This is a genomic window from Tistrella bauzanensis, from assembly GCF_014636235.1.
Lineage (GTDB): Bacteria > Pseudomonadota > Alphaproteobacteria > Tistrellales > Tistrellaceae > Tistrella > Tistrella bauzanensis.
The window spans coordinates 21,095-46,345 of the sequence record NZ_BMDZ01000023.1 but is presented as its reverse complement, the minus strand read 5'-3'; the positions used below and the strand labels follow the sequence as shown (position 1 = coordinate 46,345).

The following is a 25,251-nucleotide window of genomic DNA, read 5'->3' as shown; positions in this document are numbered from 1 at the left end:
CCAGAAGCTTCACGAACAGCCGGAGAGAGACGCCCATGTTCGAGCCCCGCAATCCCGCCTATGCCGACGCCGCCCGCGCGATCTTCGGCAATGCCGGCTTCATCACCGATATCGGCATCGAGCCGCAGGCCGTGGAGCCGGGCCTGGTGCTGTCGCGGGTGCTGATCCAGCCCCGCCACATGCAGCATGACGGCGTGATCCATGCGGGAGTGCAGATGACCATGGCCGATCACACCGCGGGGGCGGCCGCCTTCACGGTGATCGGCGCCGACGAATTCGTGCTGACCACCAGCTTCACCACCAATCTGCTGAAGGCGGCGCTGGGCACGGAACTACGCTGCCGATCGACCGTGCTTCAGGCCGGGCGCCGGCTGGTGGTGTGCGAGTCGGAAGTGTTCGCCGTCCGCGACGACGTGGAAACCCGCGTGTCGAAGGCGGTGGTATCGCTGGCGGTGCTGCAACGGCGCTGAGCGCCGAGGCCGCCCGCTCCACAAGGCTGCCGCGTGCCCCCCGGCCCGCGGCCAAGGGGAGAGACCACATCCATGACTGATACCGCACTGTTCAATGACGTGCTGGTCCGCATCGGCGAGTATCTGGAAACCGATGTCAGCGACCTGACCCCGGAGTCCAAGCTCTCGACCTCGATCGAGGGGCTGAATTCGCTGAAGATGTTCGAGATGATCCTGTATCTGGAGGATTGCTTCGGCGTCGAGTTCGACGAGGCGGTGATGGACAAGGTGGAAACCCTGGGCGGCCTGGTCGATCATATCCAGGAGCGGCAGGCGGCCGCGGCCTGAGCGGAGGCCCCGGTCGATGACGCCCAACTCGGCCATCACCGATGCCGCGGCGATCGTCAGCGGCATCGGCATCGTCACCGGCCATGGCATCGGCAGCACAGCGCTTGATGACGCGCTTGCAGCCGGCCGGTCGGCCGCGGGCCCGGTGACCCGGTTCGATGCCGGCCGCTTCGCCTGCCGGGTGGCGGTCGAGGTGCCCGAGCCGGCGCTGCGCTTCGCCCGTGGCCCCCTGTCGCATGAACTGGCCCGGATGAGCCTGTTCGTGCGACTGGCGGTCCATGCCGGGTTGCAGGCGCTCGACCAGGATCCGGCAACCACGGAAACACCCCGCCTGCCGCCGGGGCGCGGCATGATCGTGGCTGGTGTGGCCATGGGCGGCCTGCCGCATATCGAAGCCGGCGTGATGCGCCAGGAACGCGCAGGCCCACGCAAGACCACCCCCTTCCTGATCCCGTCGCTGATCCCCAACATGGCCGCCAGCATGCTGGCGCTGCGGCTGGGTTTCGAGGGGCCGCAGGCAACCATGGCCGGTGCCTGTGCCAGCGGCACCCAGGCGATCGGGTATGCGCTGGCCGAACTGCGCGCCGGCCGCATCGACTGGGCACTGGCCGGCGGCAGCGAGGCCGTGACCACGCCGATCACCTGGTCGGGGTTCGAGGCCATGCATGCCCTGGCACGCGGCGATGGCGACGCGGCCCCACCCGTCGCCCGCCCCTTCGACGCCCGCCGCGACGGCATGATCTGTGGCGAGGGGGCGGCGATGCTGCTGCTGGAACGCCCTGCCGCCGCCGCCCGCCGCGACGCGCCGGTTCTGGGCCGGATCATCGGCTATGCCACCAATTCAGGCGCCCCCGACCTGACCGCTATTCCCGACCGCCAGGGTCTGGCCTGCATGCGGGCGGCACTCGACGATGCCGGCATCCGGCCGGGCGAGCTTGGCGCGGTGATCGCCCAGGCGTCGGGCATGATCACCGGCGACGCGATCGAGGCCCAGGCCATCGCCCGGCTCTGCGACGGCCCGACCCCGCCGGTCACCTCGATCAAGGGCTCGACCGGCTATCTGTTCGCGGCCAACGGCCCGGTCAGCACCGTGGCGGCACTGGGCGCGCTGGCCCGGGGGCAGTTGCCGCCGGTCACCGGGCTGGATCAGCCATCCGACGACACCGCGATGATCGATGCCGTGCGCCAGCGGCCACGCGCCATCGACCGTGACGCGCCGATCCTGGTCAACAGCTTCGGCTTCGGTGGTATCAATGCCTCGCTGGTGGTCGCGGGGTAGCCGCCCGCCAGCACGACAGGCCACCATGATTGACAGGTCACCATGATTGATGGATGGCCATCGAGCCGCTATACAGATGAAAGTTAGCCTGGTCGCGGTTCGTCGGCCGACTTCATCGTAGAAGGACGCCGCAATGCGGAATCAAGAGATGCGCTCGGGTGAACGGCTGAATGCGGGTGGCGCGGAACCCGTCTGGCGCAAGCCGGTGCTGGGGGTGCTGTCTGCCGACAAAACCGCGTTTGGCTCCGCCGTCGACACAGATGGCTACGAACCGGACTCCTGAACGGCTGTGCGAGCCGGCGCCCGTCTGGGGGCCTGCCTCGGTCGGACACGAGCGATGACGATGGCCGGCCGTGCGACAGCTTGTCGCCGGCAGGCTATCGTTTATTCAGCCGCCTGACCCGCCGCCCCACGGACACGAAGCACCTCGGCGAGCAGTGGCGCCAGCGCCTCGGTGCCGGCATCGGTGTCATGACCATAGACATGACCGAAAAGGTCACGCCGCCCTGTACCGTCGAAGGCCTGGGAGGCGCCGAGCAGCAGGACATGCCGTGTCGCCTGTTCCGGCCTGTCCGCATGCGTATGCAGCCGCTCGCCGCCGGCACTAATGGTTAAGCCCTGCGCAGAATGACCACAGCGGTGATCGCGGCGATGACGGCCACAACGCCGAAGGCGGCGGCGAACCCGGCCGCTTCCAGCACCACGGCGAACAGCGCCGGCCCCGCCACCGCGCCGCTATAGGCGACGGCGGTGGAGGCGCCGGCGATGTCCGATGCCCGTTCACGCGGCGCCGCCTGGGCCAGCGCCGCCAGCACCACGCCGTTCCAGCCAAGCGACGCGGCGCCATAGAGGACGACGGCGGCGGTGATGGCCGCCATCGACCAGCCCGGTTCCATCATCGCCATCGATGCGGCGGCGATCGCGATGACCAGCCCGATCACCCCCACCATCATCAGTCGTGATGGCATCAGCCGCGACGGCGCCAGGTCGGATGCGGTGCCAAGCACCAGCCGCGCGCCGATGCCCACAGTCTGGGCCAGGGCGAGCAGGCCGCCGGCCTCGATCGCGCCCATCCCCATATGGCCGATCAGGAAGACCACCAGAAAGGCCGCAAGGCAGTTCTGGGCGCCAAGGAACACGATCGAGGCCAGCGACAACGGCCCGATCGTGCGGTCGGTGAGGACATGAACCAGATTGGCGACAAGTGACCGCCCCAGCCGCCGACCGGAGGGGGGCGGGCGGCGGATGGGACGGTCGAGGTGCCGCCCCGCCTGAAGGGCAAGGGCGGCGGCCAGGGCGACGGCGGCGATACCGGCCAGCGATGGATGCCAGCCATAGGCTTGACTGGTCCGGGGAAGGATGAGACCGGCCAGTGCGATGCCGCCCGGGACTCCGGTGCGGTTGATCGAGAAGGCGAGCCCGAAGCGGCGGACGGGAATGGTGAAGGTCAGCAGCAGCGAGCCCGCCGGCGTCACCGGCCCATAGGCCAGTCCGACCAGAACCGCGCCGCCGATCAGTGCCGGCGCCGTTCCGATCTGGCAGACCAGCATGCCGGCGGTACAGGCAAGCAATGCCAGTTGCAGGGTGCGCACCGGCCCCAGCCGGGGGATCAGATGCGACAGGCACAGCGACGTCGCCGCCGCCGTGGCATAGACCACGGCGGTGAAGATGCCGATCAGCACCGCGGCATCGGCACCGGCGATGGTCGGCATCAGCACCGGAACAGACGCCGCCGACAGCGACAGCACGGTATGCGCGATCAGGGTCACCAGCAGCGGCGGCAGCATCGCGCCCACGTTTCAACTCCCCAGATATTGAGCGATCAGCCGGCGCATCTCGGCCAGGATGACATCATGGCCGCGCACCAGCCGGTCGGTCGGGCCGCCGACGCCGATCGCCATCGGCTTATAGCCGGCCGGGGTCGGCATCGGCAGGGCGATGACGCTGGCGCCGCTGGATATCAGGTTGTGCGAGAAGGAATGCCCCTCGCCGCGGATGGCGCGGATCGCCCGCATCGTCCCGGCCATGTCGAAGCGATGGTCGGTCTCGGCCGCCTCAGCATTGATCCGGCGCACGATCCGCTCGATCTCGTCATCGGGCTTCAGCGACAGCAGCACCCGGCCGATATTGGTGGCCGGCAGCGGCCGCCGGGTGCCTGGCCGCAAGGCATAGCGCAGATCCTGTTCCGACTGCACGACATGGATATATTCCGAGAACACCCCGCTCTCGACGCCCAGGATGACCATGTCCCGTGTGGCCCGCGCCATCGCGACCATCATCTCGTCGACGCTGCCCTCACGGGCGAATTCGTCGTTGAGCCAGGCGCCGAGCAGGGTGACGCGCAGGGTGGGCCTGAACGCCTTGGCTTCGGCATCGAAGCTGACATAGCCCATGGCGGTCAGGGTTTTCAGCAGCATCGAGGTGCTGGATTGCGGGATGCCCAGCGCCTGGGCGATTTCGGACACCCGCATCGCCCGGCGGTGCTCGGCGAAGATCTGAAGCAGGCCCAGAACCCGCCCCGCCGATTTGACCACCCCCTCGCCCTCGGCCATGGATGGATGCCCCCCTTCTGTTTCACCCGGCGTGATCAGGGCGGGATGGCGATGGCCGCCGCCCCGCCACGCCGCCATCACATCCCGATCAGCGCCGCCTTATCGACGACGTTCTGAAGGATGCGGATCGAGGCGACATCGACCATCACCCCGTCGACCTGCACGGCACCCTCGCCGCGCGCCTGGGCCTCGGCATAGGCGGCGGCGAGCTTGCGGGCACGGGCCACCTGTTCGGCCGAGGGCGAGAACACCTCAAGCGCCGGCTCGATCTGGGCCGGATGGATCGCCCATTTGCCGACGCAACCCAGGGTCATCGCCCGGCGGCATTCCTCGCGATAGGCATCGGGGTCGCGGAAATCGGCGAAGGGACCGTCGACCGCGTCGAGACCATTGGCGCGCGCGGCGATCGCCAGCCGATAGCGCGGATAATGCCAGATATCGCCCGGATAGCCGGCCGGCCCGAAGCCGCCGCCGAGATCGATGCCCTGCGAGGCCGAATAATCTCCCATGCCGAAGATCAGGCATTCCAGCCGCGGCGAGGCAGCGGCGATGGCATCGATGTTCATCATGCCTTCCACCTCCTCGATCAGCACCTCGACGCCGATCCGGCGGTCGAGGCCGAGCTTGCGCTCGATCTGGCCGAGCAGGATGTCGATCCACATCACGTCATGGGCGGTCTTCACCTTCGGCACCATGATGGTGTCGAGATGCGCGCCGGCACCCTCGACCACCGTGATCACGTCCTCATACGCATACTGGGTGCCGAGGTCGTTGATGCGCACGCAGCGCGTCTTGCGGCCCCAGTCGTGATCGCGCAGCGCCGCGACGATTTTGGATCGCGCCGCCACCTTGGCGTTCGGCGCGACCGCGTCCTCAAGATCGAGGAAGACATGATCAGCGGCCGAGGCCGCGGCCTTGGCCATCATCTTTTCGCTGCTGCCGGGCACGCTCAACTGGCTGCGGCGCAGGCGGCGCGGGCGGGAGATCGGGGTATTGGTCATGATGTCTGGTCCTGGTTCGATGGCCCGGCCGAATGGCCCGGCCCGATGATCCGGTTCACGAGATCGTCAGCCGGCGGCATCGATGCCGAATTCGGCGCGGATCGCATCGGCGTGCTCGTCGAGCAGCGGCGCGCGGTGCCGTACCCGGCCCTGGGTGCGGGTCATGCGCACCGGCACGCCGGCAATGATGGCGGCTTGTGTCGAGCCCGGATGCTCGACCGGCTGGAGCATCTCGCGCACCGCCACATGGGGGTCGGCAAAGATGTCGGCGGCGTCGTTCACCGGTCCGAAGGGCACCTGACCGCCCAGCGCCGCGCTGACGTCGGCCTTGGTCAGGGTTTCTGTCCAGGCGGTGACGGCCGCGATCACATCGGCCTTGTGCGCGACACGGTCGTTGTTCAGGGCATAGCGCGGATCCTGCCCCAGTTCCGGCCGGCCCATCGCCACACAGAGGTCGCGCCAGAACCGGTCCTGCGGGCAGGCGATCGCCACCCAGCCGTCGGCCGCCCGAAACAGACCGAAGGGGCAGAGCAGCGGATGGCCATTGCCTTCCGGATGCGGCACCACGCCGGTATAGGAATGCTGAAAGGCGATCCGTTCGCACAGCGCCAGGATGCTGTCATACATGGCGATGTCGACGAACTGCCCCTCGCCGGTGCGGTCGGCATGACGGACGGCGGCCAGGATGCCGAAGGCCAGCATGGTCGCCGGCACCGTGTCGCCGATGCCGGGCCCCACCTTCAGCGGCTGGTCCGGGGTCGGGCCGGTGATGCCCATCACCCCGCCCATCGCCTGGGCCACCACGTCATAGGCCGGCCAGTCGACATAGGGGCTGGCACCGGTGCGCGGATCGCCGAAACCGCGCAGGCAGGCATAGACCAGTCGCGGGTTGATGGCGCGCAGGTGTTCGTAGCCAAGCCCCAGCCGGTCCATCACCCCGGCGCGGAAATTCTCGACCACAACATCGGCGCCGGCCACCAGCCGTTCGAACACCGCCCGCCCCTCGGCGCTTTTCAGGTCGAGCGCAATGCTGCGCTTGTTGCGGTTGACGCTTTGGAAATAGCCACCGAAGATGTGCCGCTCGTCATCCGCCATGTAGGGGCCGAACCGTCGGGTGTTATCGCCCCCGGGCGGCTCGACCTTGATCACGTCGGCGCCCTGATCGGCCAGCAGCATGGTGCAGAACGGACCCGCCAGCATCACCGTCAGGTCGATCACCTTCAGCCCGGCCAAGGCGCCCGGGGGCGGGTTCATTTCGCCCCCCAATGGCTGCGGCGCTTGACCAGCACCCGACGCTCGCCCTGAAAGACCAGCTTGTCATCCTGATTGACGCCCCAATGGCGGAAGGTCACCACACCCGCATCCTCGCGCTCGCCATCCACCGCCGACAGCACCTCGCTATAGGCGTAGAGCGTGTCGCCATGGACGACCGGGTGGCGCAGCCGGATCTTGTCCATGCCAAGCTCGGCCAGGGCATTGGCGGCGGTGTCCTGGGCGGCGAGGCCGACGACCATCGAGATGTTGATGCCGCCGAAGACGACACGCTGGCCGAAGATCTCGTTGCCCTTCATCAGATGTTCGTTGAAATGGCCTTCAGCGGTGTTCATCACCATGTTGGTGATCATCACGTTGTCCATCTCGGTGACGGTCTTGCCGCGGGCATGGCGATAGACATCGCCGGGGGTGAAGTCCTCGAAATATTTCGATGACGCGGTGAGCGTGCTCAACATGTCCGCCTCCTCAGCGTCCGAGCAGATGGTCGGAAATGATGCGCTGCTGGATCTCGGAGGTGCCCTCGAAGATCTTGGTCAGGCGCGCGTCGCGCCAGTGGCGCTCCATGGCATGCAGCTTGGTGTAGCCGGCGCCGCCCAGGATCTGCAGGCCCTGGCTGGTCACCCGCTCGGCCATTTCCGAGGCGAAATACTTGACCATCGCCGCCTCCTTGTCGCAGCGCCGGCCGCTGTCGATCTCGGTGCAGACGAAATACATCAGTTGCCGGGCAGCCTCGATCTCGGTCGCCATAGTGGCGAGCTTGAAGCGGATCGACTGGAAATCGGCGATCGGCCGGCCGAACTGGATGCGCTCCTGCGCATAGGCGGTCGCATCCTCCAGCGCCGCGCGGGCAAGGCCGATGGCGCGGGCGGCGGTATGGGCGCGGGCCTTCTCCAGCCCGTGGGTGACGGCATAGAAGGCGCGCCCCTCTTCACCCACCATGGCCGATGCCGGCACCCGGCAGTCGTCGAAGGCCAGTTCCCAGGTCTTCCAGCCGAAATAGCCGATCTTGGGGATCGGGCTGCCCTGGCAGCCGGGCGGCAACTCGCCGCGCGGCTTGTCGACGATGAAGATCGACAGGCCCTTGTGGCGCGCCTTGGGGTCGGTCGTGGTGCCGGTGCGGGCGATGACGATGATGTAATCGGCGCCATCGGCGAAGGTGCACCAGTATTTATTGCCGGTGATCAGCCAGTCATCGCCATCCCGCCGCGCCCGGCAGGTGATGTTGGCGACGTCCGAGCCGGCATTCGGCTCCGACATCGAGAACGCGCCAAGATACTGCCCCGAGGCGACGCGCGGCATGATCTCCGCCCGCTGCGCCTCGCTCATGGCATCGAAGCCGATCATGCCATTGCCACGGGCGATGATGCTGGCGACGCTCATCCAGGCGCGCGCCAGTTCCTCGGCGACCAGACAATATTCGAAGCAGCCGAGGCCCAGCCCGCCATATGTCTCGTCGATGGTGATGCCGAAATAGCCCATCTCGGCCATCTTGTCGCGCAGCGCCATCGGGATGTCGCCCTGTTCGGGATCGAGCCGGTTGGCCACCGGCAGCACCTCGCGCATCGCGAAGTCGCGGGCCGATTGCTGAATCATCCGGCGGTCCTCGGTCATGTAGCCCGAGCTTTCAGGATGCGTGGTCACTGCCGGTACCTCACGAGATTGGACCGCTGGAAGGTGACGACGGTCTCGCCCTCAGGCGTGAAGCCCTCGGTCGCCCAGGTCACGATGCCGTAATCCTTGAATTTGTCGGATGTCCGCCGGTCGAGCACCCGGCTGCGGGCAAGCAGGGTTTCCCCAACCTGGACGGGTCGCAGATAGGTGAGCTGGTCGACCCCCAGGAACGGCCCGCCACCCTCGCTCAGATCCTCGACCGACAGGCCGAAGACGATGTTGAACACCAGCAGCGGATTGGCGACCAAACCGTCATGGCCATGGCCACGGGCATGGGCCACGTTGAAGTAGAGCGGGTTGTAATGCAGGGTCAGCGTGGTGAAGGCGATGTTGTCGCCCTCGGTCAGCGTGCGGCCCAGATGATGCTCGAAGACCCGGCCGGGCTCGAAATCCTCATAGCGGTTGCCACGGGCCAGCAATTGCGCCCGGGTCCGGAAATCGTCGGTCATGTCCGGTGAACCTCCTTGGGGTGGATCAATTGGCCATAGGCGGCGGGGCGGCGGCGCAAAGTCGGGCAAGGTCGGCAAGATCCGAACCCGCATCCAGCCCGCGCACCCGCTCCAGCACCGCCTGTGCGCCGGCGGCGCCGAGCACCGGCCCGGCAAGGCCGAGAAATTTCGCGGACAGCCGCTGCCATTGGCGGTCCAGGTCCGGTGCCGGAACACCGACATCGAACGCGGCCCGCCGGACGGTGCCGTCGGCCAGCGTGATCTCGACCTCGGACAGCGTGGCGCTGGATGCCTCGCGCGGTTCGACCGTGACCATGTCGCGCAGCGCCACGAGATCGGGCCGCGCGGCGGTCGCATCCGAATAGAGCGCGTCCCGCGATGTATCCTCGCCGGCCAGCGCCAGCGCTGTGGTCATGCGCAGCGAGAACTTGATCTCAAGACCGGTCCGGGGTTCCGGGATATTGCAGACCCTGAGATGCCCGGGATCGACCCGCACCACCACCCGCCGCACCGATTGTGGATCCAGCGGCGCCGCATCGGTCAGCGACCGCACCGCCTCGATCGACGAATGGGTCAGGTAGCAGGCGGCGTGATATTTGAAGAGCGTCGCGCGGATATGGCCGCCATCCACGCCCCCGACCATCGGCGCCGGCGCGAAGGCGCCTTCAGGGTCGGCGCAGTCGGATTGGGTATCGGTGAAGCCCTGGGCCACCCCAAGGATATCGGGATGGGCGGTGAAACCACGGGCGGCGAGCCTGGCGGCAAACAGCCCGTTCATGGCGGCGCGCCCGGCATGCAACGGCTTGCTCATGGTGCCGAACACGGCCTTCAGACCAGCGGCCTGGGTGCCGGCGATGCCGAAGGCCTGGGCGATACGCGCCTCGTCGAGCTTGAGCAGCACGGCAGATGCCGCCATCGCCCCGAAGGTGCCGACGGTGCCGGTGGCATGCCAGCCGCGCCGGTAATGCGACGGCCCGACATAGCGCCCCAAACGGCAGGCGATGTCGTAGCCGGCGATCACCGCCCGCAGAAACGCCGCGCCGTCATGCCCGCCGGCAATGGCGAGCCCCCAGGCGGCGGGGATCACCGCCACCCCCGGATGGCCTTGCATGGCCAGATGCACATCGTCGTAATCCAGCGCATGCGACATGGCGCCGGTGATCAGAACCGCCTGTGACAGGGGCAGCCGTTCCGGCCGGCCGATCAGCGGCAACACGCCCCCGGCGCCGTCGTCCAGCGCCTCGTCGACCAGAATGTCGACCAGCGGTTCATGGCGCCCGGCAAGGGACACGCCGATCCAGTCGAGCAGGCAGTGACGGGCGGCGACCAGCGCCTCCTCCGGCAGCGGCTCGCGCCCAAGCCGGGCCAGCGCCGCTGCGAAACCGCCCGTGACGCCCGCGGATGTCGCGTCGATATCAGTCATGATGCAGATGTCTCCTCCGGGACGGGTCAGTTGCCGTAGACGAGGTTCGGCAGCCAGAGCGAGAGTTCAGGGATGTAGGTGATCAGCGCCAGATAGACCGCGAACAGGCCGATGAATGGCCAGACACCGCGGATCACCTCGCTGACCGGTACCTTCGAGATACTGGACAGCACATAGAGGTTGAGCCCGACCGGCGGGGTCAGCAGCGCGATCTCCATGTTGACCACGATCACGATCGCGAAATGGATCGGGTCGATCCCGAGCGCCGTCACCACCGGCAGCAGGATCGGCACCGCGATCAGGATGATCGAGGCAACTTCCAGGAACATGCCGAGGATCAGCAGCAGCAGGTTGATCGCCAGCAGGAACTGCCAGGGTTCAAGCTCGTTCGCGGTCACGAAATCGACCACCGCCGCAGGCACGCCGCTTTCGGTGACCCAGTGGCCGAAGGCGAGCGCCATGGCGATGATCACCATGATGCTGGCCGCTGAGCGCACCGCGTGGCCCATCACACCCGGCGCCTGACGCAGACCGAAGCCGCGATAGACCAGCATGCCGACCAGCATCGCGACCAGTGCCGCCAGCACCGCGGCTTCGGTGACGGTGACGAAACCGCCATAGATGCCGACCGCGACGATCACCGGCACCGAGAATGCCGGCAGGGCGCGCAGATTGACCTGGATGAACGCGGCCCGGCTCATCGGCGGCTCGGGCGGATAGCCCTTGCGGCGTGCGGTCCAGATCACGAAGGCGATCAGCAGCAGCGCCTGAAGCACCCCCGGCACCACACCGGCCAGGAACAGGCGCGGCACCGATTGCTCGGCGATGATCGCGAACAGGATCAGCGGCAGGCTGGGCGGAATGAGAATGCCGAGCGTGCCACCGGTGCCGATCAGGGCTGTGGAGAACGAGGCCGGATAGCCGCGCGCCACCATCGCCGGCACCAGAATGGTGCCCATGGCCAGCGCGGTCGCGACGCTGGATCCGGCGATGGCCGCGAAGATCGTGCAGCCGGCCACCGCCACCACACCCAGCCCGCCGGGCAGCCGCCCCATCCAGGCGGCCGAGACGTCGATCAGCGCATTCGCGATACCGCCGCGCTGCATGAACACCGCCGCCATGCCGAAGAAGGGCAGCGCCATCAGCAGTTCGGAGTTGAGTTCGTCCAGCACCTTCTGTGCCAGCAGCAGCAGCGAACTGCCATCGGCGGCCAGCAGGACGGCGGCGGTGAGGCCCAGCACCACGAAGATCGGCATGCCGGCGGCCAGGAAGACGAAGAAGAGACCGAAAAGCGCCTGGCTCACAGGTGACCTCCCCCATCGAGCACGTCCTGCCCGCCGATGCGGCCCGAGACGAGGCCGGCCAGCCGGGCCAGATAGCGCAGCGCCATCAGCCCGCCCGCCACCGGCAGGGCCAGGTAATAGACCCACATCGGGAACTGAAGCTCGCTGATGCTGGTCTCACCGATATCCCAGGCGTCGAACACGATCCGGCCGCCGAACCAGACCAGCAGACCGCAGAGCGCGAGTGCCGCCAGGGTGTTGACCATTTCCACCCGCCGCTGCAATCGCTGCGGCAGCATGCGCAACACCAGGTCGGCGCGGACATGGGCATTGCCCGCCACCAGGCCACTGAAGCTGAGGCACGACGCCCAGATGATCAGGTAGATCACCACCTCGTCGATCCAGTGGGTCGAGGCCGGCGGATAGAGGTAACGACTGAGCAGCTGATAGGTCGCAAGCAGCATCGCGACGGTCGCGACGACACCCACAAGCTCGTGTTCAACGAGCGTCAGGACGCGGTTCAACGGCGTCTCCACCTGTGACGGGAGCCTGTCTTCTGCGGGCCTAGCTGTCTTCTGCGGACCCAGGCGGGCATGCGCTTGTGGGGACCGGCATCAATCGGGTGGAAGCGCCGCTTTCACGATCTCGACGAAATCGGCCGGGATACCGATGGCCTTGGCGGTCTCGTCCTGGCGCTCCATCATCCGCTGGCGCACGGCCGTGCGCTGCTCCGGCGTCGGCGTCACGAACACGACGCCCTGGCGCTTTGCCTCCTCGCCCGCATCCTGCTGGGCTGCCAGGGCCGCCACGCGCTCTTCGGTCGCGACCTCGTCCCACAGCGCGGTCATCAACTGCTGCTGATCGGGTGTGAGCTTTTTCCAGAAATCGCCCGCGACCATCGGGATGTACTGACCGAAGATCTGATAGTCCTCGAACACGTATTTGAGGCCGCTTTCCCAGAGCTTCGCGCTTTTGACGCTTTCATTGGTGGTGATCAGCCCATCGAAATTGCCCCGTGACATCGCCAGCGGCACGTCGGGCCAAGGCACCAGAACCGGCGTCGCCCCCAGATATTCAAGACGCGCCGACAGACCGGCGCCACCGGGGAAGCGCACCTTGGCGCCCTTCATGTCGTCATAGGTCTCGACCTTGCGGCTGGCGAAATAGGTGTGGCTGGCGCCCAGGTCGAACCACTTGCCAAGCACCTTGACGTCGAGCTTCTCTTCAAGCGCCGCGCCGATGATCCGGCCGGGCTCGCCATCAGACACGGCATAATACTCGTCTGGACCATGGCCATAGAGCATCGGCAGGTTCCATGCATCCAGCCGGCGTTCGAAGCCCCCCAGAACCCAGCTGCCGGGCACGGCCATCTCGACGCTGCCCTGACGCAGCGCCTTGGCGACGTTCACGTCCTTGAACAACTGACCGCTGTGATAGACGGTGGCATCGAGCACGCCATCGGACCGGGCCTTCAGCCGCTCGGCAAATTCTTCGACCCAGACCGTCCGGACATGAGTGGGTGAGGTGTCGACCGAAATCCGGAAGGTGACGGTCTCTGCCGCTCCGGCGATCCCGACCGACAGCGTCAGAGCCAGCACGGTCCCGAGACCGGCACTCCCCCAGCGTAAGATACTCATTGTTTCCTCCTGGCAAGACCGCGCCGTGAACCGGCGTCTGCGTCGATCAGATGAACCGCATGCCAAGGCATGACTTTCCCTTGCCCGACCGTTGGCGCGACCGGAGATAGCCATCAGAATTTTCAAGGGCATGCGTGGCGGTGCCGACCGGTGTCGGCACCTCTGTGGTCGGGATCAACTGTAGGAGAGACCGCATGCGGCCGTCCAGATCATCAACGCATATGTGAATGCAGTATCAGATATGTGATGCGATAGCCGGATGACCGTCGTGCCCCCGCATGGCAGCCATGCGGCCGGGCCGCAATCTCCGGCTCGACAGAACGCACCGCATCATGAGGATGATCACCGCGTCACCGAATGCCCGCGGCAGACGCTGCAAGGTCCGCGGCAGACTGGACCGTTCACGACAGGGGGAGCGAGACGGCCATGGCGATATCGACGCAGACCGCAGACGATGACGACCGCATTCCGTGGCGCACCGCTGCCGCCGCATTTGCCGCCGTGCTGATCGGGCTGGGGCTGGCCCGCTTCGCCTATACGCCGATGATCCCGGCCCTGGTCGAGGGCGGCTGGTACCCGGCCGCCGATGCCGCCACGCTGGGGGCGATCAATCTGGCGGGCTATCTGCTGGGTGCGCTGGCCGCGGCGCCATTGGCGCGGGCGGTGCCGGGTGTGCTGCTGATCCGCCTGGCGGTGGCGCTGACCGTCATCTCGTTCGCCGCCTCGATCCTCAATCTGGGCTTTGGCTGGCTGGCGCTCTGGCGGGCCACAGGCGGCATCACCGGTGCCATCCTGATGATCGTGGCAGTGCCGATGGCGCTGACCGCCACCCCACCCCGCCGCCGCGGCCGGGTGGCGGGCATGGTGTTCACCGGGGTGGGGCTCGGCGTGGTGATTTCGGGCCAGTTGGTGCCGGTCGCCGCCGGTTACGGCGTCGTCGAAGCCTGGGTGATGCTGACAGTCTTCGCCTTCGTGCTGGGCATCGTCGCCTGGAACGGCTGGCCGCGCGGCATGCCCATGGCATCCGCCAATGCCGGCCATCTGGGCGTGCCGCCGGCGGCAACCGGCATCGCGCTGGCGCTGGTCGGCCTCGCCTATGCGCTCGACGCCTTCGGCTTCGTGCCCCACACCCTGTTCTGGGCCGACTACGTTGCCCGGACATTGGGGTTGGGGCTCGCCGCCGCCGGCACGTCGTGGAGCCTGTTCGGCGCAGGCGCCGCGCTGGGGCCGATCACCGTGGGCCTGATCGCCGAGCGGATCGGCTTCGGCCCGACCCTGGTGGCGGGGCTGGTGCTGAAGGGGCTGGCGATCGGGCTCGCCGCCTTCACCGCCACCCCGTGGGCGCTGGCCGCATCGGCGATGGTGGTGGGGTTGCTGACGCCGGGCATGGGCACGATGATCGCCGGCCGGATCACCGAAATCGCCAGCCCGCACCGCCAGCACCAGGCCTGGGCGGCGATGACCGTCAGCTTCGCGGTGGCACAGAGCATCGCCGGTTTCGCGATGACCCGCTGGTATGCGGTGATGGGGGAACATCGCCCGCTGTTCATCGCCGGCGCCCTGGCGTTGATGGCCGGCGCCGTGGCCGCCGCCTGCACGCTGCGGCGGCGCTGACCCGCGCGCCTCAGCTGAACATGTGCAGCAGGAAGAAGACCACCGCCTTGAACAGCGCCAGCACCACCGCCGATGCCACGATGACGCTGAGCAGCCCCAGAAGATAACCGACGATCACGGTCAACCCGTCACGCTCGATCAGGCCCAGGGCGATCACGGCGATGGCGATCGCCGGCGGATTGTTGCCGAACGGGATCGGCAGCACCAGCACGACCGACAGGATCAGGATCAGAAAGCCCATCACCCGCTCCGCCCGGCCATCGACCAGAAAGGTCATGCGCGGGCGCAACAGCCGTTCGGCGCGCTCAAGCCAGGGCAGGGCCCGGTCGAACACCCGCATGAAGTCCGTCTTGCGGAACGATCGCCGGCCCAGAAAGGCGGGCAGCCAGGGGCTGCGCTGTCCCAGCATCAGCCCGATGGCAAAGGGCACGATCGGCGCGCCCAGCACCGCCGACAGTCCGGGAATGCCCAGAGGCAGGCAGTTGGGCAACGCGAACAACAGGATCAGCGCGCCGAAGGCACGCTCGCCCATAACGGCGGTCAGATCCTGAAGGCTGATCCGCTCGCCCGGCCAGTCGCGGATCAGACGTCGCAGAATATCGGAAGTGCGCTCAGGACCGGGCTTACGCCCACCGCCGGCCGCGGTGTCCTTGGCTATCGTCATTGCCCCGTCCGTCACCGGCTGGTCCCGTCACGTCGCTGGTCGGCGCCGCATGTTTATCTGCGGTCGCATCGGTTGCCGTCAGGGGCGTCATGCTCCGGTGACGGGCCGCCGGCATCTTACCGAAATGACAGGCCACCCGGCAGTATCAGAATTTAAGAAAATTGCGCCGACAGCCACTCGTCATCGACGCCGGCAGTGTCCATGTTCTGAAATCGCGATCCATGAAACGACGGAGACCGTTGCGACAGTCCGCCCGCCGCTGCTACCGTCGGTCGCCGGATGATCCCCGTCTGCGCCACCAGACCCTCCGTTCCCGATCGTCGTCGCCCGAGGACAGCCCCGCCGATGCCCTCACCCTTTCCGGCCATCCGCCGCGCCATACTGTTTGCCGGTATTGCCGGCCTGATGTCGACCGCCGTCTCGACGCGCCCCGCCCAGGCGCACCCGCATGTCTGGATCACCGCCGCGGCGACGCCGGTCATGGCTGCCGACGGCCGCATGGTGCAGGGCTTCAAGATGCGCTGGACCTTCGACGCCATGCTGTCATCGGTGCTGGTCGAGGATTTCGACACCGACAAGAACAGCGCCTTCGATGCAGCCGAACAGGCGGCCCTGACCGCCGAACTGCTGAAGAACATGCAGGATTACGGCTATTTCACCCATGTTCAGGCGGATGCATCCTTCGTGGAACTGGCCGGGGTGGCCGATCCGGGCGCAGCACTTGACGACAAGGTCGTCACCATGCAGTTCACGGTCAACCTGGCCCGGCCGGTAGATGCCCTGCGCCAGCGCCTGACCGTGGGGGTGTATGATCCTGAATTCTTCATCGCCTTCTCCATGCCGGCCGATGCGCTGGTGCTGACCGGCACCCCGCTGGATGCCTGCCGCACCGCCACCCGCGAAGACACGCTGAATCCGATCTATTTCGGTTATGTGAACCCCGAGGTCGTTGATGTCGTCTGCCCCAGCTCCTGACCACCGGGATAACCGCCGCATCCGCCGCCGGCCGGGGCCTGCGCTCGCGCTGATCTGGCCGGCCCTTCTGATCGGTCCCGTGATGATGATCTGGTCGGCCGCGGCGATGGCCTCGGCCTATCTGGGGCGCGGCGGCGCTGCCGAGGCACCACCCGCCATCGAGACCGCGGCGATCGGCGCCGGCTTTCTGGGGCCAGTGCTGGCACAGATCATCCGTTGGCAGGGCGAGCTGAACGCAATGATTTCAGGCGCGCTGGGCGAGGCCGTGCGCGCCGGCACCATCGGTCCGGCGCTGACCGTGATCGGCCTGGCCTTCGCCTATGGCGTGCTGCACGCCGCCGGCCCCGGCCATGGCAAGGTGGCGGTGGCCGGCTATCTGGCCGGACGGCCGGCGCAGGCCCGCACCAGCCTGGTGATGGGCGTGGCGATCAGCCTGATGCAGGGGCTGGTGGCGATCGTGGCGATCGGCGGGCTGGCCCTGGTGATGGGGCGCCAGGGGTTGGGCCGGATGACCGACCCGCTGGCCCTGGAACTGGCCAGCTATGCGCTGATCGCTGCGATGGGCGGCTGGATGATCGCCAATCTGCTGCGCGGCCGCGCCGCCTGCGGCCATGACCACGGTCATCACGATCACGCGCATCATGGCCATGGGCATCATGAACATCATGAACATCATGAACATCATCACCATGAGGGCCATGAGGGCCATGATCACGATCATGCCGCCTCAGCCCCCCGGCGCCGCCATCCCGATGCCTTCTGGGGCATGATCGCCGCCGCCGGTATCCGGCCCTGTTCGGGCGCCATCCTGCTGCTGCTGTTCTCGATGAGCCAGGGCGCGTTTCTGCTGGGCATGGCCGGGGTGCTGGCGATGAGCCTGGGGTCGGCGATCACCGTGGTGCTGATCGGCCTTGGGGTGATCGGCGTGCGCCGGTCGCTGGTGGCATTGGCGGCAGGGGGTGCCGGGGCACGCGGCGGTTGGCTGATCGATCGCGGCCTCGCCTTCGCGGCGCCGGCGCTGATCCTGATCTTCGGCACGCTGATGGCCTGGGCGACGTGGATCCGGATGTCGGCCGGTCTCTGATCGGCCGTCATTGCACGACGCCCCCTCGTCACGGCCGCAGCCGCCGCTATATCCCCTGACGGCCAAGCGCCGATATGCCGGCGCGCGATCGGAGCGGAGGCGGATCGGTTGGCACGGACACAGGATGGCGCGCCGGCGGCGCTGATGACGCCCAGACCTCTCATGACGGCCGGGCCTCTCATGACGCCCAAGCCTCTCATGACGGCCAGGTTTCTAATTGCGGCCGGGCGTCTGGTCGCGTTGGGGCTTCTGGTTGCCTTCGGGCAGGCCGAGGCCCGCGCACAAGACCGCGCGCAGGAGACGGCCACCACCGATATGGCTGCGATGGCGGCGCTGCTGGCCCGCCCGGCGCATGCGGCGCTGATGCGCCACGCCGCCGCCCCCGGCACCGGCGACCCCGATCATTTCCGGCTGGATGACTGTGCCACCCAACGCAACCTGTCGGATCAGGGCCGAACCGAAGCGGCGGCGACCGGCCGGCGGCTGGCCGCGTCCGGCATCACCACCGCAACCGTGCTGACCAGCCGCTGGTGCCGGGCCACCGATACCGCGCGGCTGCTGGATCTGGGACCGGTGACACCATTTCCACCACTGGACAGTTTTTTCCGCGATCGTGGCCGCGCCGATGCGGCGGCAACCGCGATCCGCGACCGCATCGCCGGCCGGCAGGCGGGCGATCCGCCGCTGATCATGGTCAGCCATCAGGTCAACATCACCGCGGCCACCGGCATCTTTCCCACCTCGGGCGAAATCGTTGTGGTGGAAGTGACGCCCGATGGCGACGCCATCCCACGCGCCCGCATCCGGCCCTGAGCCGGCGCCACCCCATACTGTTCATTTTAAGGAACCGTCATCATGGCCGGACCCGCCATCCCCGCCCGCCGCCAGCCACCATCCCTGTTGTCACGACCGGGGCTTGGCATGCTGATCGGCTTCATTCTGCTGTCGGCGGTGGTATCGGGTATCGGCGGCGCCGTCACCACGCCGGAGATCGATGGCTGGTACCGCCTGCTGCCCAAGCCCGGCTTCACCCCACCCGACTGGCTGTTCGCCCCGGTATGGACAGCGCTCTATCTGATGATGGCGGTTGCCGCCTGGCGGGTGTGGCGGGCATCGGGCATTGCCGGCGCACGCGGTGCGCTGAGCCTGCATCTGATGCAACTGGCGCTGAACCTCGCCTGGTCGGTGCTGTTCTTCGGCCTGCATCTGACCGGTGCCGCGCTGGTCGATATCCTGCTGTTGCTGATCGCGATCGTCCTGACCGCCCGGGCATTCATGGCGCACGACCGGATCGCCGGCCTGCTGATGCTGCCATATATCGCCTGGGTGGGTTACGCCACCGCCCTGAATACCGCCATATGGTTGTCGATGGCCTGACCGGCGAGCATTCAGTAAAGACTGTGGTCCCATTGCATCGCGGGGCAAAAATTTATTGATATGTCATGGCCTTATATTCACATCGACATCCCCCCATGTGGCCCTAGATTTAATATTCAGTAACAATAATCAACGGTGGCTTGCCCGCCCATGGCGATGGACCCGAGCCTTTCGCCCGACAAGGCCCTGTTCGCCGAAATCATCGACGCGACCCATGATGCGATCGTGGTCATCGATGCGGGCGGGGTTGTGCAATTCGCCAACCGCGCGACCGAGCTGATGTTCGGCTACAGCCCCGCGGAGTTGATCGGCAGCAATATCAGCCGGCTGATGCGGCCCGAAGAGGCCGCATCCCACGACCGCTACCTTCTGGACGCCGACCCCAATATGCAACGCCGGATCATCGGCCGTGGCCGGCAGTTGACCGCTCGGCGCCGGGACGGCAGCATCATCCCGATCGACCTTGTGGTCAGCCCGCTGCCGCGCAGCGACACCCGGATGTATATCGGCACCATCCGCGACCTGTCGGACCGCAAACTGGCCGAGGAAAGCCTGCGGTTGTCGTTTGAAAGCGCCGGGGTCGGCCAGGCGATCGTGGGGATGGACGGCCGCTTCCTGAAGGTGAACACCGCGCTGGCGCGCAGCCTGGGCCGCGAGGCCGGATCGATGACCGGGGCGCATCTGCGCGATCTCATTCATCCCGACGACCTGACCGGCCCCGAAAACTGGCTGGCAGCCGGTGGCCGGATCAGCGAGACGATGGAAGCGACCCGCCGCTATATCCACGCCGATGGCCGAACCGTCTGGTTCCGGGTGGCGAGCGTGATCATCCGCAATCATGATGGCGACCCCGCCCATTGCATCGCCCAGTTCGCCGACGTGACCCAGCTGGTCGAGGCGGAACAGCGCCTCACCGGCGCGCTTGCCGCCGCCGAAACCGCAAGCGCCGCCAAAACCGCCTTCCTCGCCCATATGAACCACGAGTTGCGCACGCCGCTGAACGCCGTGATCGGTTTCGCCGAGCTGCTGCTATCGGGAATGCACGGGCCGATGGAGCGGCGCCATTGCGATCATGTCAGCGCCATCCTTCAGGCCGGACGCCGGTTGCTGACCATCGTCGACGACATTCTGGATCTGACCCGGCTCGACGACCCGTCACTGCTGGACCACCAGAATGTCGATATCGACCGGATCGTGACCGAAGCCCTGCGTCGGGCCGCCGCGGCCGAGGGACGCGGTGATGTGACGATCACGGTGACGATCGCGCCCGAGACCACGCTTGCCGGTGACCCGGCCGCCACCGCACGGATCATCGCCAATCTGGCCTCGAACGCGATAAAGTTCTCGCGCAAGAATGGCCAGGTCCGGATCATCGCCGAACGTCGCGACGAAGACGGCCGCTCCGGCGTGCTGATCCGGGTGATCGACGATGGCATCGGCATGTCGGACACGCTGGCCCGCGAGCTGGGCCAGCCCTTCGCGATCGGCGGCGGTGTGCTGTCGCGCAGCTATGGCGGCGCCGGCCTCGGCCTGGCCATCGTGCGGCGGCTGGTGACCCTGATCGGCGGCCAGATCAACTTCGCCACCGCCCCCGGCCAGGGCACCGAGGTGACCGTGGACCTGCCCGACACGCCGGTACAGCCCGTGCCCGCGGCCTGACGGCGCCTCTGCCGCGCATGCTGCATCGCAACCCTTGCAATGCCCGCCCGCATATCGGACCGTCGATGTGCCGACCCCTCTGTACAAGGACCGCGCTCCGACCGGCGCGGTTGACGACATGAGGGTCCGATCACACCCGTTCCGGAGATGACGGCATGACTGACGATCTGATGGCCTATGGCCGCCCGCCGGCCGAATGGGCGCCGGACCTGGCCGATACCAAACGCGCCGCGGCCGACCCGGCGATCATGCCACTGCTGGCCGGCCGATGGAGCCCGCGCGCCTTCACCGACGCCGCCCTGACGCTCGACGATCTGGCGCCGCTGTTCGAGGCGGCACGCTGGGCGCCATCGGCCAACAACATGCAGCCCTGGCAATTCGTGGCCGCGACCCGCGCCGAGGATCCGGAAGGGTTCAAGCGGCTGGCCGACTGCCTGCTGCCGGGCAATCAGCGCTGGGCGCCCGATGCACCGGCACTGGTGCTGGCGGCGGCCAAGACCACCCGCCCCCGCGACGGCCAGCCCAATCCGCTGGCGCTGTACGACCTGGGACAATCGGTGGCGATGATGACCATTCAGGCATTGTCGGCCGGGTTGTGGCTGCACCAGATGGCCGGCTTCAATGCCGAGGTCGCCATCGGCACGCTGGGCCTGCCCGCCGATGTGCAGCCAGCGGCAATGATCGCCATCGGCCCGATCGGCGACCCGGCGGATCTGGCGGAAGACCTGCGCGGCCGTGAAATCTCGGCGCGTGAACGCAATCCGCGGTCGAGCTTCGTGCACCGGGGCCGTTTCGGCGGGTGACCGTTCAACCGGCCAGGATCGCCGCATCATGCCGACCGGCCATGGCGGCGGCCGCCGCCATGGCCGGTCCGTCGCCGCGCGGCCCCAGATGATCGCGGTCATGGGGTGTGTCCAGATCGCTCCCAAGGCCGATCGGGATGGTACCGGTGGGGTTGACGGCAGGGTCGGCATAATAGCCATGCACCGCGCGGTCCAGCCGGCACCACTGGCGGATGCCGGGCGTGGCATACAGGTCGCGCAGATAGCCCGACAGGGCCGGATAGGCGGCAAGCGGCCGCAGATTGCATTTGAACAGGCCGTAATAGATGGCATCGAACCGGAACAGGGTGGGAAACAGCCGCCAGTCCGATCGCCGGGGGATGTTGTCGATCAGGAACCGGCGGGTCTGCAGCCGGGCTTCCAGGTCGTCGAGCATGGCAAACACCCCCCGGGCCGCCGCCTCATAGGCCGCCTGATCGCGGGCATAGCCGGCCAGATAGACGCCGTTGTTCAGCGCGCCATGAATGCGGGCATCCAGGGCCTCGATCTCGGCTTCATGGGCGGCGGGGCACAGATCAGGCGGCGGCGGGCCATCGTCGATGGCCGTATCGGGCCGGCCGAAGCCACGATCGAACATGTCGATGATGTCGGCGCTTTCATTGTTCACCACCCGACATCGGCCGGCATCCCACAGCATCGGCACCGTCGACCGGCCGGTATAGGTTGCGTCCGACAGACAATAGATCTGGTGTAGATGCACCACCTGCGCGTCACTGCCCGGCACCGCCACCGGCCGGCCATCGGCGGCCGGATAGCCCTGAACGCGCGGCCCGTCGATCGGGTGCACGGTCACCCGGTCATGCAGGCGTTTCACGTGGCGGACCAGCAGGGCGCGGTGCGCCCAGGGGCAGCTCCACGACGCATACAGATGATAGCGCCCGGCCACAGGCGGCAGGTCGGTGCCGGCGCCGATCCGGTCGCGGAACAGCGATGCCGCGCGCACGAAGCGTCCGCCATGAAGGCGCGGGTCGCCGGCCGCACCATCCTCCACCCAGTGTCCGTCGATCACCCGGCCACCCATCAGCCTGCCTCCCGTCAACCGCCCGCTTCCGCGCCACCCGTTTCCGCGCCATTGGCTATCCCAGCCGCTGGCCGACGGCATCGCGCGGGTGGGCGCCGATCGCATCCAGCGCCCGTTGCAACCGTGCCACCATCGGCTCGCGGTCGGTCTTGCCATAGAGCCGCGCACGGATCATCTCAGGCGGCCCCATGTGGAACCGCTCATACAACTGCGACCGCGCCCCGAACGCCGATTGCAGCATATCACCGGCCACCGCCATCAACCGAAGATGGTGTCGCGTGTCGGGCGCATTGCCACGAAAGAACTGATCGACCAGCCCGCCGATTTCGGGCGCATCCAGATCCGCCTCGCCCCCGGTCAGGATCAGCGACGAGGTCAGGATGTCTTCAAGCAGGCTTTCCGCCCGGTCCGACGCCCCCACCCCGTGCAGGCGAAAGGCATCGCGCGCCAGCGGCGCCAGATATCCCGCCGGGGTTCTGGCCGCCCCCGCCTCCATGGCATCCAGGCACACGCGATGCACCTCCAGATCGGCTAGCAACTGGCCGATCAGCGCATGGGTCGGGCGGTGGCCGGCCCGGCCGTCCCAGCGCGTCATCAACTCGGCGACAGCCGCGATGCTTTCAAGCTTCACCGCCAGACGGGTCATGGCGACATACCCCGCCCAGGGCGGATTGATCAGCCCCAGCAACCGGTTGACCATTGCCGGGTCGCGATAGACGAAGAACCGCTCCCACGGAACCAGCACATCATCGAAGATGAGCGTCGCGTCGACCTCGTCGAAACAGGACGACAGCGGCAACCGGCTGGCCGGCCCATGGGTGGCGTACAGGTCGCGGCACAGGATGTGCAGGCCGGCTGCGTTCATCGGCAGGGCGAAGGCCAGCGCCCAATCCGCCTCTCCCGCCTCACGCGGGCGATTGGGATAGACCAGCGCCTCATCGGCCAGCGGCGCCAGCGTCACCAGATTGCGCAGGCCCCGGACCACCGCGCCCTCGGGCGTCTCGCGCACCACCCTCAGGATCTGGTCAGGATTGGGCTGGGCTGCGGCGGGTTTGGTGCGGTCATAGAACTGGTCGTTCAGGGCGTGGGTCAACGCCAGATCGCGGGTGGCGGCAAAGCGGTGATAGGCGATGGCATTGGCGCCGCAGTCGAGCGCCACCCGCCCGGCCATCGCCGGATCCTTGAACACCACCCCGGCCCCGCGCAGATCCTCGGCCGCATTCAGCAGCCCAACCACCAGATTCGAGCAGAAATCCGGCAGCCGGCCCATGAACCCCATAGTGGCCCGTGACTGGATGTCGGCGTTGCGGCGTTTCAGGCGCAACTGCTCGATCGTCACCGGCGGCAGGTAGCTGGCGGAAATGAAGGCCCCCTCCCAGGGCGCGGTCATCTGGCCGGCATAGGCCGGATCGCTTTGCAGATCGTAGATGCCGGCGATGGTCTGGGCGGCGGGTGCAAAACCCGGGTGACGGGTGACATCGGCAATCAGCCGGCCGGCGTGATAGACCTGCCGGCCGTCGGCCAGACCCGCCAGATAGGCGGCGCCATCGCGGGCGCCTTCACCGGCGGTCATCGGCGCCGGCGGCGCCACAGGTGCATGGACTGCAAGGGTCATCGGTCTGCGTCCCTCCTGATCGGCCGCGATCATGGCCGGTTGGCGGTGTTCGGGGATCAGGCCGTGCGGCGCAAGGCGGCGGCGTCATAAACCGGTGTCAGCCAATGCTCGTATCCTGGCAGGTCGCCGATCAGCGCGCGGAAATACAGGTCGCGCAGCGCGGTCGCCACCGGCCCCACCGTGCCGCGCCCGACCGGCAGCCGGTCGACCGAGATCACCGGCGTCACCTCGGCGATCGATCCGCACATCAGCACCTCGTCGGCGGCATAAAGCTCGGTGCGGTCGATGGACCGTTCCACGACCTCGATGCCCAGAATGTCGCGGGCAAAGACGATCAACGTGTCGCGGGTGATGCTCTCAAGGATACCGTCTGTAACGGCCGGCGTGTGCAATCGCCCCTCTCTCAGCATGAACAGGCAGCTTCCCGGCCCCTCGGCGATGGTGCCGCGCTCGTTCAGGATGATCGGCATGTCATAGCCGTTGATCCGGGCCTCGTTGGCCGCCAGACGGCTGTTCTGATAATTGGCGCCCACCTTCACCCGCGGCGGCACCGTGCTGTCCGAGATCCGCCGCCATGACGGGATGCAGGCATGGATGCCGGCCTCGGTCTTCGGGCTGCGCGGAAACCGGATCGCCGTGATGTGCACGCCGGTATTGCTGGTCGGGTACAGGGGATCCTGATCGAGATTGAGCCCGAAATGGGCGACCACATTGCATTGCAGATGCTCGCGGAAACCGTTGGCGCGGATGGTCTCGATCACCCCCGCCAGCATGTCGTCGGCCGTGTACCCCACCTCAAGCCGCATGACCTTCATCGACAGGGCCAGCCGCTCGAAATGCGTGTCCATGCGGAACAGGTACAACTGCTCGCGATCGTCGCTCCAGTAGCCACGCACACCTTCGAACACGTTGGCGCCGAAGAAGCCGGCCTGGCTGCGGACATGCACGGTGCAATCGTCCCAGGCGATCAGATGCCCGTCCTTCCAGGCGAATTCCGGCGGATGTTTGGCGGTCATGGATCAGCACTCCTTGG

The 25,251-nt window shown here is 67.5% G+C and carries 26 protein-coding genes; 11 read left to right on the top strand and 15 right to left on the bottom strand.

The window, feature by feature from the left end; translation table 11 throughout:
* The first annotated feature begins 35 nt into the window (after positions 1 to 35).
* The 4 genes from IEW15_RS11275 to IEW15_RS11260 all read left to right on the top strand — a co-directional run bounded on the left by IEW15_RS11275 (position 36) and on the right by IEW15_RS11260 (position 2,359).
* Positions 36 to 470, top strand: a complete 435-nt coding sequence (locus IEW15_RS11275) for a PaaI family thioesterase (protein ID WP_188577872.1) — start codon at positions 36 to 38, stop codon at positions 468 to 470.
* Between the two features lie 72 nt (positions 471 to 542).
* Entirely contained in the window at positions 543 to 797 is a 255-nt protein-coding gene (locus IEW15_RS11270; RefSeq protein ID WP_188577871.1) for an acyl carrier protein, read from the top strand.
* A 16-nt stretch (positions 798 to 813) separates the two neighbouring features.
* Entirely contained in the window at positions 814 to 2,076 is a 1,263-nt protein-coding gene (locus tag IEW15_RS11265; protein WP_188577869.1) for a beta-ketoacyl-[acyl-carrier-protein] synthase family protein, read from the top strand.
* 133 nt (positions 2,077 to 2,209) lie between these two features.
* Entirely contained in the window at positions 2,210 to 2,359 is a 150-nt protein-coding gene (locus IEW15_RS11260; protein WP_188577867.1) for a hypothetical protein, read from the top strand.
* A 328-nt stretch (positions 2,360 to 2,687) separates the two neighbouring features.
* Here IEW15_RS11260 and IEW15_RS11255 read toward each other — a convergent pair whose 3' ends face one another.
* The 11 genes from IEW15_RS11255 to dctP all read right to left on the bottom strand — a co-directional run bounded on the left by IEW15_RS11255 (position 2,688) and on the right by dctP (position 13,367).
* Positions 2,688 to 3,863 carry an MFS transporter gene (locus IEW15_RS11255; protein ID WP_188577899.1) on the bottom strand — a complete coding sequence of 392 codons (1,176 nt, stop codon included), beginning with the start codon at positions 3,861 to 3,863 and terminating at the stop codon, positions 2,688 to 2,690.
* Positions 3,864 to 3,875: 12 nt separating this feature from the next.
* The gene (locus IEW15_RS11250) at positions 3,876 to 4,628 is read right to left on the bottom strand and encodes an IclR family transcriptional regulator (RefSeq protein WP_188577863.1); all 753 of its coding nucleotides are present in this window, start codon (positions 4,626 to 4,628) and stop codon (positions 3,876 to 3,878) included.
* A gap of 77 nt (positions 4,629 to 4,705) precedes the next feature.
* Positions 4,706 to 5,629 carry an HpcH/HpaI aldolase/citrate lyase family protein gene (locus tag IEW15_RS11245; RefSeq protein WP_188577862.1) on the bottom strand — a complete coding sequence of 308 codons (924 nt, stop codon included), beginning with the start codon at positions 5,627 to 5,629 and terminating at the stop codon, positions 4,706 to 4,708.
* Positions 5,630 to 5,695: 66 nt separating this feature from the next.
* Positions 5,696 to 6,883 (bottom strand): CaiB/BaiF CoA transferase family protein, encoded by a 1,188-nt coding sequence (locus IEW15_RS11240; protein WP_188577860.1) that lies wholly within the window; start codon positions 6,881 to 6,883, stop codon positions 5,696 to 5,698.
* On the bottom strand, positions 6,880 to 7,359 hold the full coding sequence (locus IEW15_RS11235; protein ID WP_188577858.1) for a MaoC family dehydratase: 480 nt from the start codon (positions 7,357 to 7,359) through the stop codon (positions 6,880 to 6,882). Before IEW15_RS11235 ends, IEW15_RS11240 begins: the two co-directional genes overlap by 4 nt.
* Before the next feature lie 10 nt (positions 7,360 to 7,369).
* Positions 7,370 to 8,515, bottom strand: coding sequence for an acyl-CoA dehydrogenase family protein (locus IEW15_RS11230; RefSeq protein ID WP_188577897.1), 1,146 nt, complete (start codon positions 8,513 to 8,515; stop codon positions 7,370 to 7,372).
* A 26-nt stretch (positions 8,516 to 8,541) separates the two neighbouring features.
* Positions 8,542 to 9,024, bottom strand: a complete 483-nt coding sequence (locus IEW15_RS11225; protein ID WP_188577857.1) for a MaoC family dehydratase — start codon at positions 9,022 to 9,024, stop codon at positions 8,542 to 8,544.
* 25 nt (positions 9,025 to 9,049) lie between these two features.
* On the bottom strand, positions 9,050 to 10,447 hold the full coding sequence (locus tag IEW15_RS11220) for an MmgE/PrpD family protein (protein WP_229708023.1): 1,398 nt from the start codon (positions 10,445 to 10,447) through the stop codon (positions 9,050 to 9,052).
* Positions 10,448 to 10,473: 26 nt separating this feature from the next.
* A complete protein-coding gene (locus IEW15_RS11215) occupies positions 10,474 to 11,751 on the bottom strand; it encodes a TRAP transporter large permease (RefSeq protein WP_188577855.1) in 1,278 nt (425 codons plus the stop codon).
* The gene (locus IEW15_RS11210; RefSeq protein WP_188577853.1) at positions 11,748 to 12,254 is read right to left on the bottom strand and encodes a TRAP transporter small permease; all 507 of its coding nucleotides are present in this window, start codon (positions 12,252 to 12,254) and stop codon (positions 11,748 to 11,750) included. Before IEW15_RS11210 ends, IEW15_RS11215 begins: the two co-directional genes overlap by 4 nt.
* Before the next feature lie 90 nt (positions 12,255 to 12,344).
* A complete protein-coding gene (dctP, locus tag IEW15_RS11205; protein WP_229708022.1) occupies positions 12,345 to 13,367 on the bottom strand; it encodes a TRAP transporter substrate-binding protein DctP in 1,023 nt (340 codons plus the stop codon).
* 426 nt (positions 13,368 to 13,793) lie between these two features.
* Here dctP and IEW15_RS11200 point away from each other — a divergent pair, with 426 nt between their 5' ends.
* Positions 13,794 to 14,981 carry a YbfB/YjiJ family MFS transporter gene (locus tag IEW15_RS11200; protein ID WP_188577850.1) on the top strand — a complete coding sequence of 396 codons (1,188 nt, stop codon included), beginning with the start codon at positions 13,794 to 13,796 and terminating at the stop codon, positions 14,979 to 14,981.
* A gap of 10 nt (positions 14,982 to 14,991) precedes the next feature.
* Here IEW15_RS11200 and IEW15_RS11195 read toward each other — a convergent pair whose 3' ends face one another.
* Positions 14,992 to 15,645, bottom strand: a complete 654-nt coding sequence (locus IEW15_RS11195) for an exopolysaccharide biosynthesis protein (protein WP_188577848.1) — start codon at positions 15,643 to 15,645, stop codon at positions 14,992 to 14,994.
* Between the two features lie 345 nt (positions 15,646 to 15,990).
* Here IEW15_RS11195 and IEW15_RS11190 point away from each other — a divergent pair, with 345 nt between their 5' ends.
* From IEW15_RS11190 to IEW15_RS11165, 6 genes are all read left to right on the top strand, one after another.
* Positions 15,991 to 16,620 (top strand): DUF1007 family protein, encoded by a 630-nt coding sequence (locus tag IEW15_RS11190; RefSeq protein ID WP_188577846.1) that lies wholly within the window; start codon positions 15,991 to 15,993, stop codon positions 16,618 to 16,620.
* Between the two features lie 82 nt (positions 16,621 to 16,702).
* The gene (locus IEW15_RS11185) at positions 16,703 to 17,704 is read left to right on the top strand and encodes a nickel/cobalt transporter (RefSeq protein WP_188577843.1); all 1,002 of its coding nucleotides are present in this window, start codon (positions 16,703 to 16,705) and stop codon (positions 17,702 to 17,704) included.
* 198 nt (positions 17,705 to 17,902) lie between these two features.
* Entirely contained in the window at positions 17,903 to 18,517 is a 615-nt protein-coding gene (locus IEW15_RS11180; protein ID WP_229708021.1) for a histidine phosphatase family protein, read from the top strand.
* 42 nt (positions 18,518 to 18,559) lie between these two features.
* The gene (locus IEW15_RS11175; protein ID WP_229708020.1) at positions 18,560 to 19,081 is read left to right on the top strand and encodes a TspO/MBR family protein; all 522 of its coding nucleotides are present in this window, start codon (positions 18,560 to 18,562) and stop codon (positions 19,079 to 19,081) included.
* Between the two features lie 150 nt (positions 19,082 to 19,231).
* A complete protein-coding gene (locus IEW15_RS11170; RefSeq protein ID WP_188577842.1) occupies positions 19,232 to 20,740 on the top strand; it encodes a sensor histidine kinase in 1,509 nt (502 codons plus the stop codon).
* Between the two features lie 155 nt (positions 20,741 to 20,895).
* Positions 20,896 to 21,543 (top strand): nitroreductase family protein, encoded by a 648-nt coding sequence (locus IEW15_RS11165; RefSeq protein ID WP_229708019.1) that lies wholly within the window; start codon positions 20,896 to 20,898, stop codon positions 21,541 to 21,543.
* 4 nt (positions 21,544 to 21,547) lie between these two features.
* Here IEW15_RS11165 and IEW15_RS11160 read toward each other — a convergent pair whose 3' ends face one another.
* From IEW15_RS11160 to ilvE, 3 genes are read right to left on the bottom strand one after another with little or no spacing between them, the layout of a single operon-like run.
* The gene (locus IEW15_RS11160) at positions 21,548 to 22,621 is read right to left on the bottom strand and encodes a glutathione S-transferase C-terminal domain-containing protein (RefSeq protein WP_188577840.1); all 1,074 of its coding nucleotides are present in this window, start codon (positions 22,619 to 22,621) and stop codon (positions 21,548 to 21,550) included.
* A gap of 37 nt (positions 22,622 to 22,658) precedes the next feature.
* The gene (locus tag IEW15_RS11155) at positions 22,659 to 24,218 is read right to left on the bottom strand and encodes a 4-hydroxyphenylacetate 3-hydroxylase N-terminal domain-containing protein (protein ID WP_188577838.1); all 1,560 of its coding nucleotides are present in this window, start codon (positions 24,216 to 24,218) and stop codon (positions 22,659 to 22,661) included.
* A 56-nt stretch (positions 24,219 to 24,274) separates the two neighbouring features.
* Positions 24,275 to 25,234 carry a branched-chain-amino-acid transaminase gene (gene ilvE, locus IEW15_RS11150; RefSeq protein ID WP_188577836.1) on the bottom strand — a complete coding sequence of 320 codons (960 nt, stop codon included), beginning with the start codon at positions 25,232 to 25,234 and terminating at the stop codon, positions 24,275 to 24,277.
* Between the last annotated feature and the right edge of the window lie 17 nt (positions 25,235 to 25,251).

Excerpts from the sequence above, each read along its gene's own strand:
- IEW15_RS11275 (WP_188577872.1), top strand. The coding sequence starts at position 36 with ATGTTCGAGCCCCGCAATCCCGCCTATGCCGACGCCGCCCGCGCGATC.
- IEW15_RS11270 (WP_188577871.1), top strand. The coding sequence starts at position 543 with ATGACTGATACCGCACTGTTCAATGACGTGCTGGTCCGCATCGGCGAG.
- IEW15_RS11265 (WP_188577869.1), top strand. The coding sequence starts at position 814 with ATGACGCCCAACTCGGCCATCACCGATGCCGCGGCGATCGTCAGCGGC.
- IEW15_RS11260 (WP_188577867.1), top strand. The coding sequence starts at position 2,210 with ATGCGGAATCAAGAGATGCGCTCGGGTGAACGGCTGAATGCGGGTGGC.
- IEW15_RS11255 (WP_188577899.1), bottom strand. The coding sequence starts at position 3,863 with ATGCTGCCGCCGCTGCTGGTGACCCTGATCGCGCATACCGTGCTGTCG.
- IEW15_RS11250 (WP_188577863.1), bottom strand. The coding sequence starts at position 4,628 with ATGGCCGAGGGCGAGGGGGTGGTCAAATCGGCGGGGCGGGTTCTGGGC.
- IEW15_RS11245 (WP_188577862.1), bottom strand. The coding sequence starts at position 5,629 with ATGACCAATACCCCGATCTCCCGCCCGCGCCGCCTGCGCCGCAGCCAG.
- IEW15_RS11240 (WP_188577860.1), bottom strand. The coding sequence starts at position 6,883 with ATGAACCCGCCCCCGGGCGCCTTGGCCGGGCTGAAGGTGATCGACCTG.
- IEW15_RS11235 (WP_188577858.1), bottom strand. The coding sequence starts at position 7,359 with ATGTTGAGCACGCTCACCGCGTCATCGAAATATTTCGAGGACTTCACC.
- IEW15_RS11230 (WP_188577897.1), bottom strand. The coding sequence starts at position 8,515 with ATGACCGAGGACCGCCGGATGATTCAGCAATCGGCCCGCGACTTCGCG.
- IEW15_RS11225 (WP_188577857.1), bottom strand. The coding sequence starts at position 9,024 with ATGACCGACGATTTCCGGACCCGGGCGCAATTGCTGGCCCGTGGCAAC.
- IEW15_RS11220 (WP_229708023.1), bottom strand. The coding sequence starts at position 10,447 with ATGACTGATATCGACGCGACATCCGCGGGCGTCACGGGCGGTTTCGCA.
- dctP (WP_229708022.1), bottom strand. The coding sequence starts at position 13,367 with ATGAGTATCTTACGCTGGGGGAGTGCCGGTCTCGGGACCGTGCTGGCT.
- IEW15_RS11200 (WP_188577850.1), top strand. The coding sequence starts at position 13,794 with ATGGCGATATCGACGCAGACCGCAGACGATGACGACCGCATTCCGTGG.
- IEW15_RS11195 (WP_188577848.1), bottom strand. The coding sequence starts at position 15,645 with ATGACGATAGCCAAGGACACCGCGGCCGGCGGTGGGCGTAAGCCCGGT.
- IEW15_RS11190 (WP_188577846.1), top strand. The coding sequence starts at position 15,991 with ATGCCCTCACCCTTTCCGGCCATCCGCCGCGCCATACTGTTTGCCGGT.
- IEW15_RS11185 (WP_188577843.1), top strand. The coding sequence starts at position 16,703 with ATGATGATCTGGTCGGCCGCGGCGATGGCCTCGGCCTATCTGGGGCGC.
- IEW15_RS11180 (WP_229708021.1), top strand. The coding sequence starts at position 17,903 with ATGACGGCCAGGTTTCTAATTGCGGCCGGGCGTCTGGTCGCGTTGGGG.
- IEW15_RS11175 (WP_229708020.1), top strand. The coding sequence starts at position 18,560 with ATGGCCGGACCCGCCATCCCCGCCCGCCGCCAGCCACCATCCCTGTTG.
- IEW15_RS11170 (WP_188577842.1), top strand. The coding sequence starts at position 19,232 with ATGGCGATGGACCCGAGCCTTTCGCCCGACAAGGCCCTGTTCGCCGAA.
- IEW15_RS11165 (WP_229708019.1), top strand. The coding sequence starts at position 20,896 with ATGACTGACGATCTGATGGCCTATGGCCGCCCGCCGGCCGAATGGGCG.
- IEW15_RS11155 (WP_188577838.1), bottom strand. The coding sequence starts at position 24,218 with ATGACCCTTGCAGTCCATGCACCTGTGGCGCCGCCGGCGCCGATGACC.
- ilvE (WP_188577836.1), bottom strand. The coding sequence starts at position 25,234 with ATGACCGCCAAACATCCGCCGGAATTCGCCTGGAAGGACGGGCATCTG.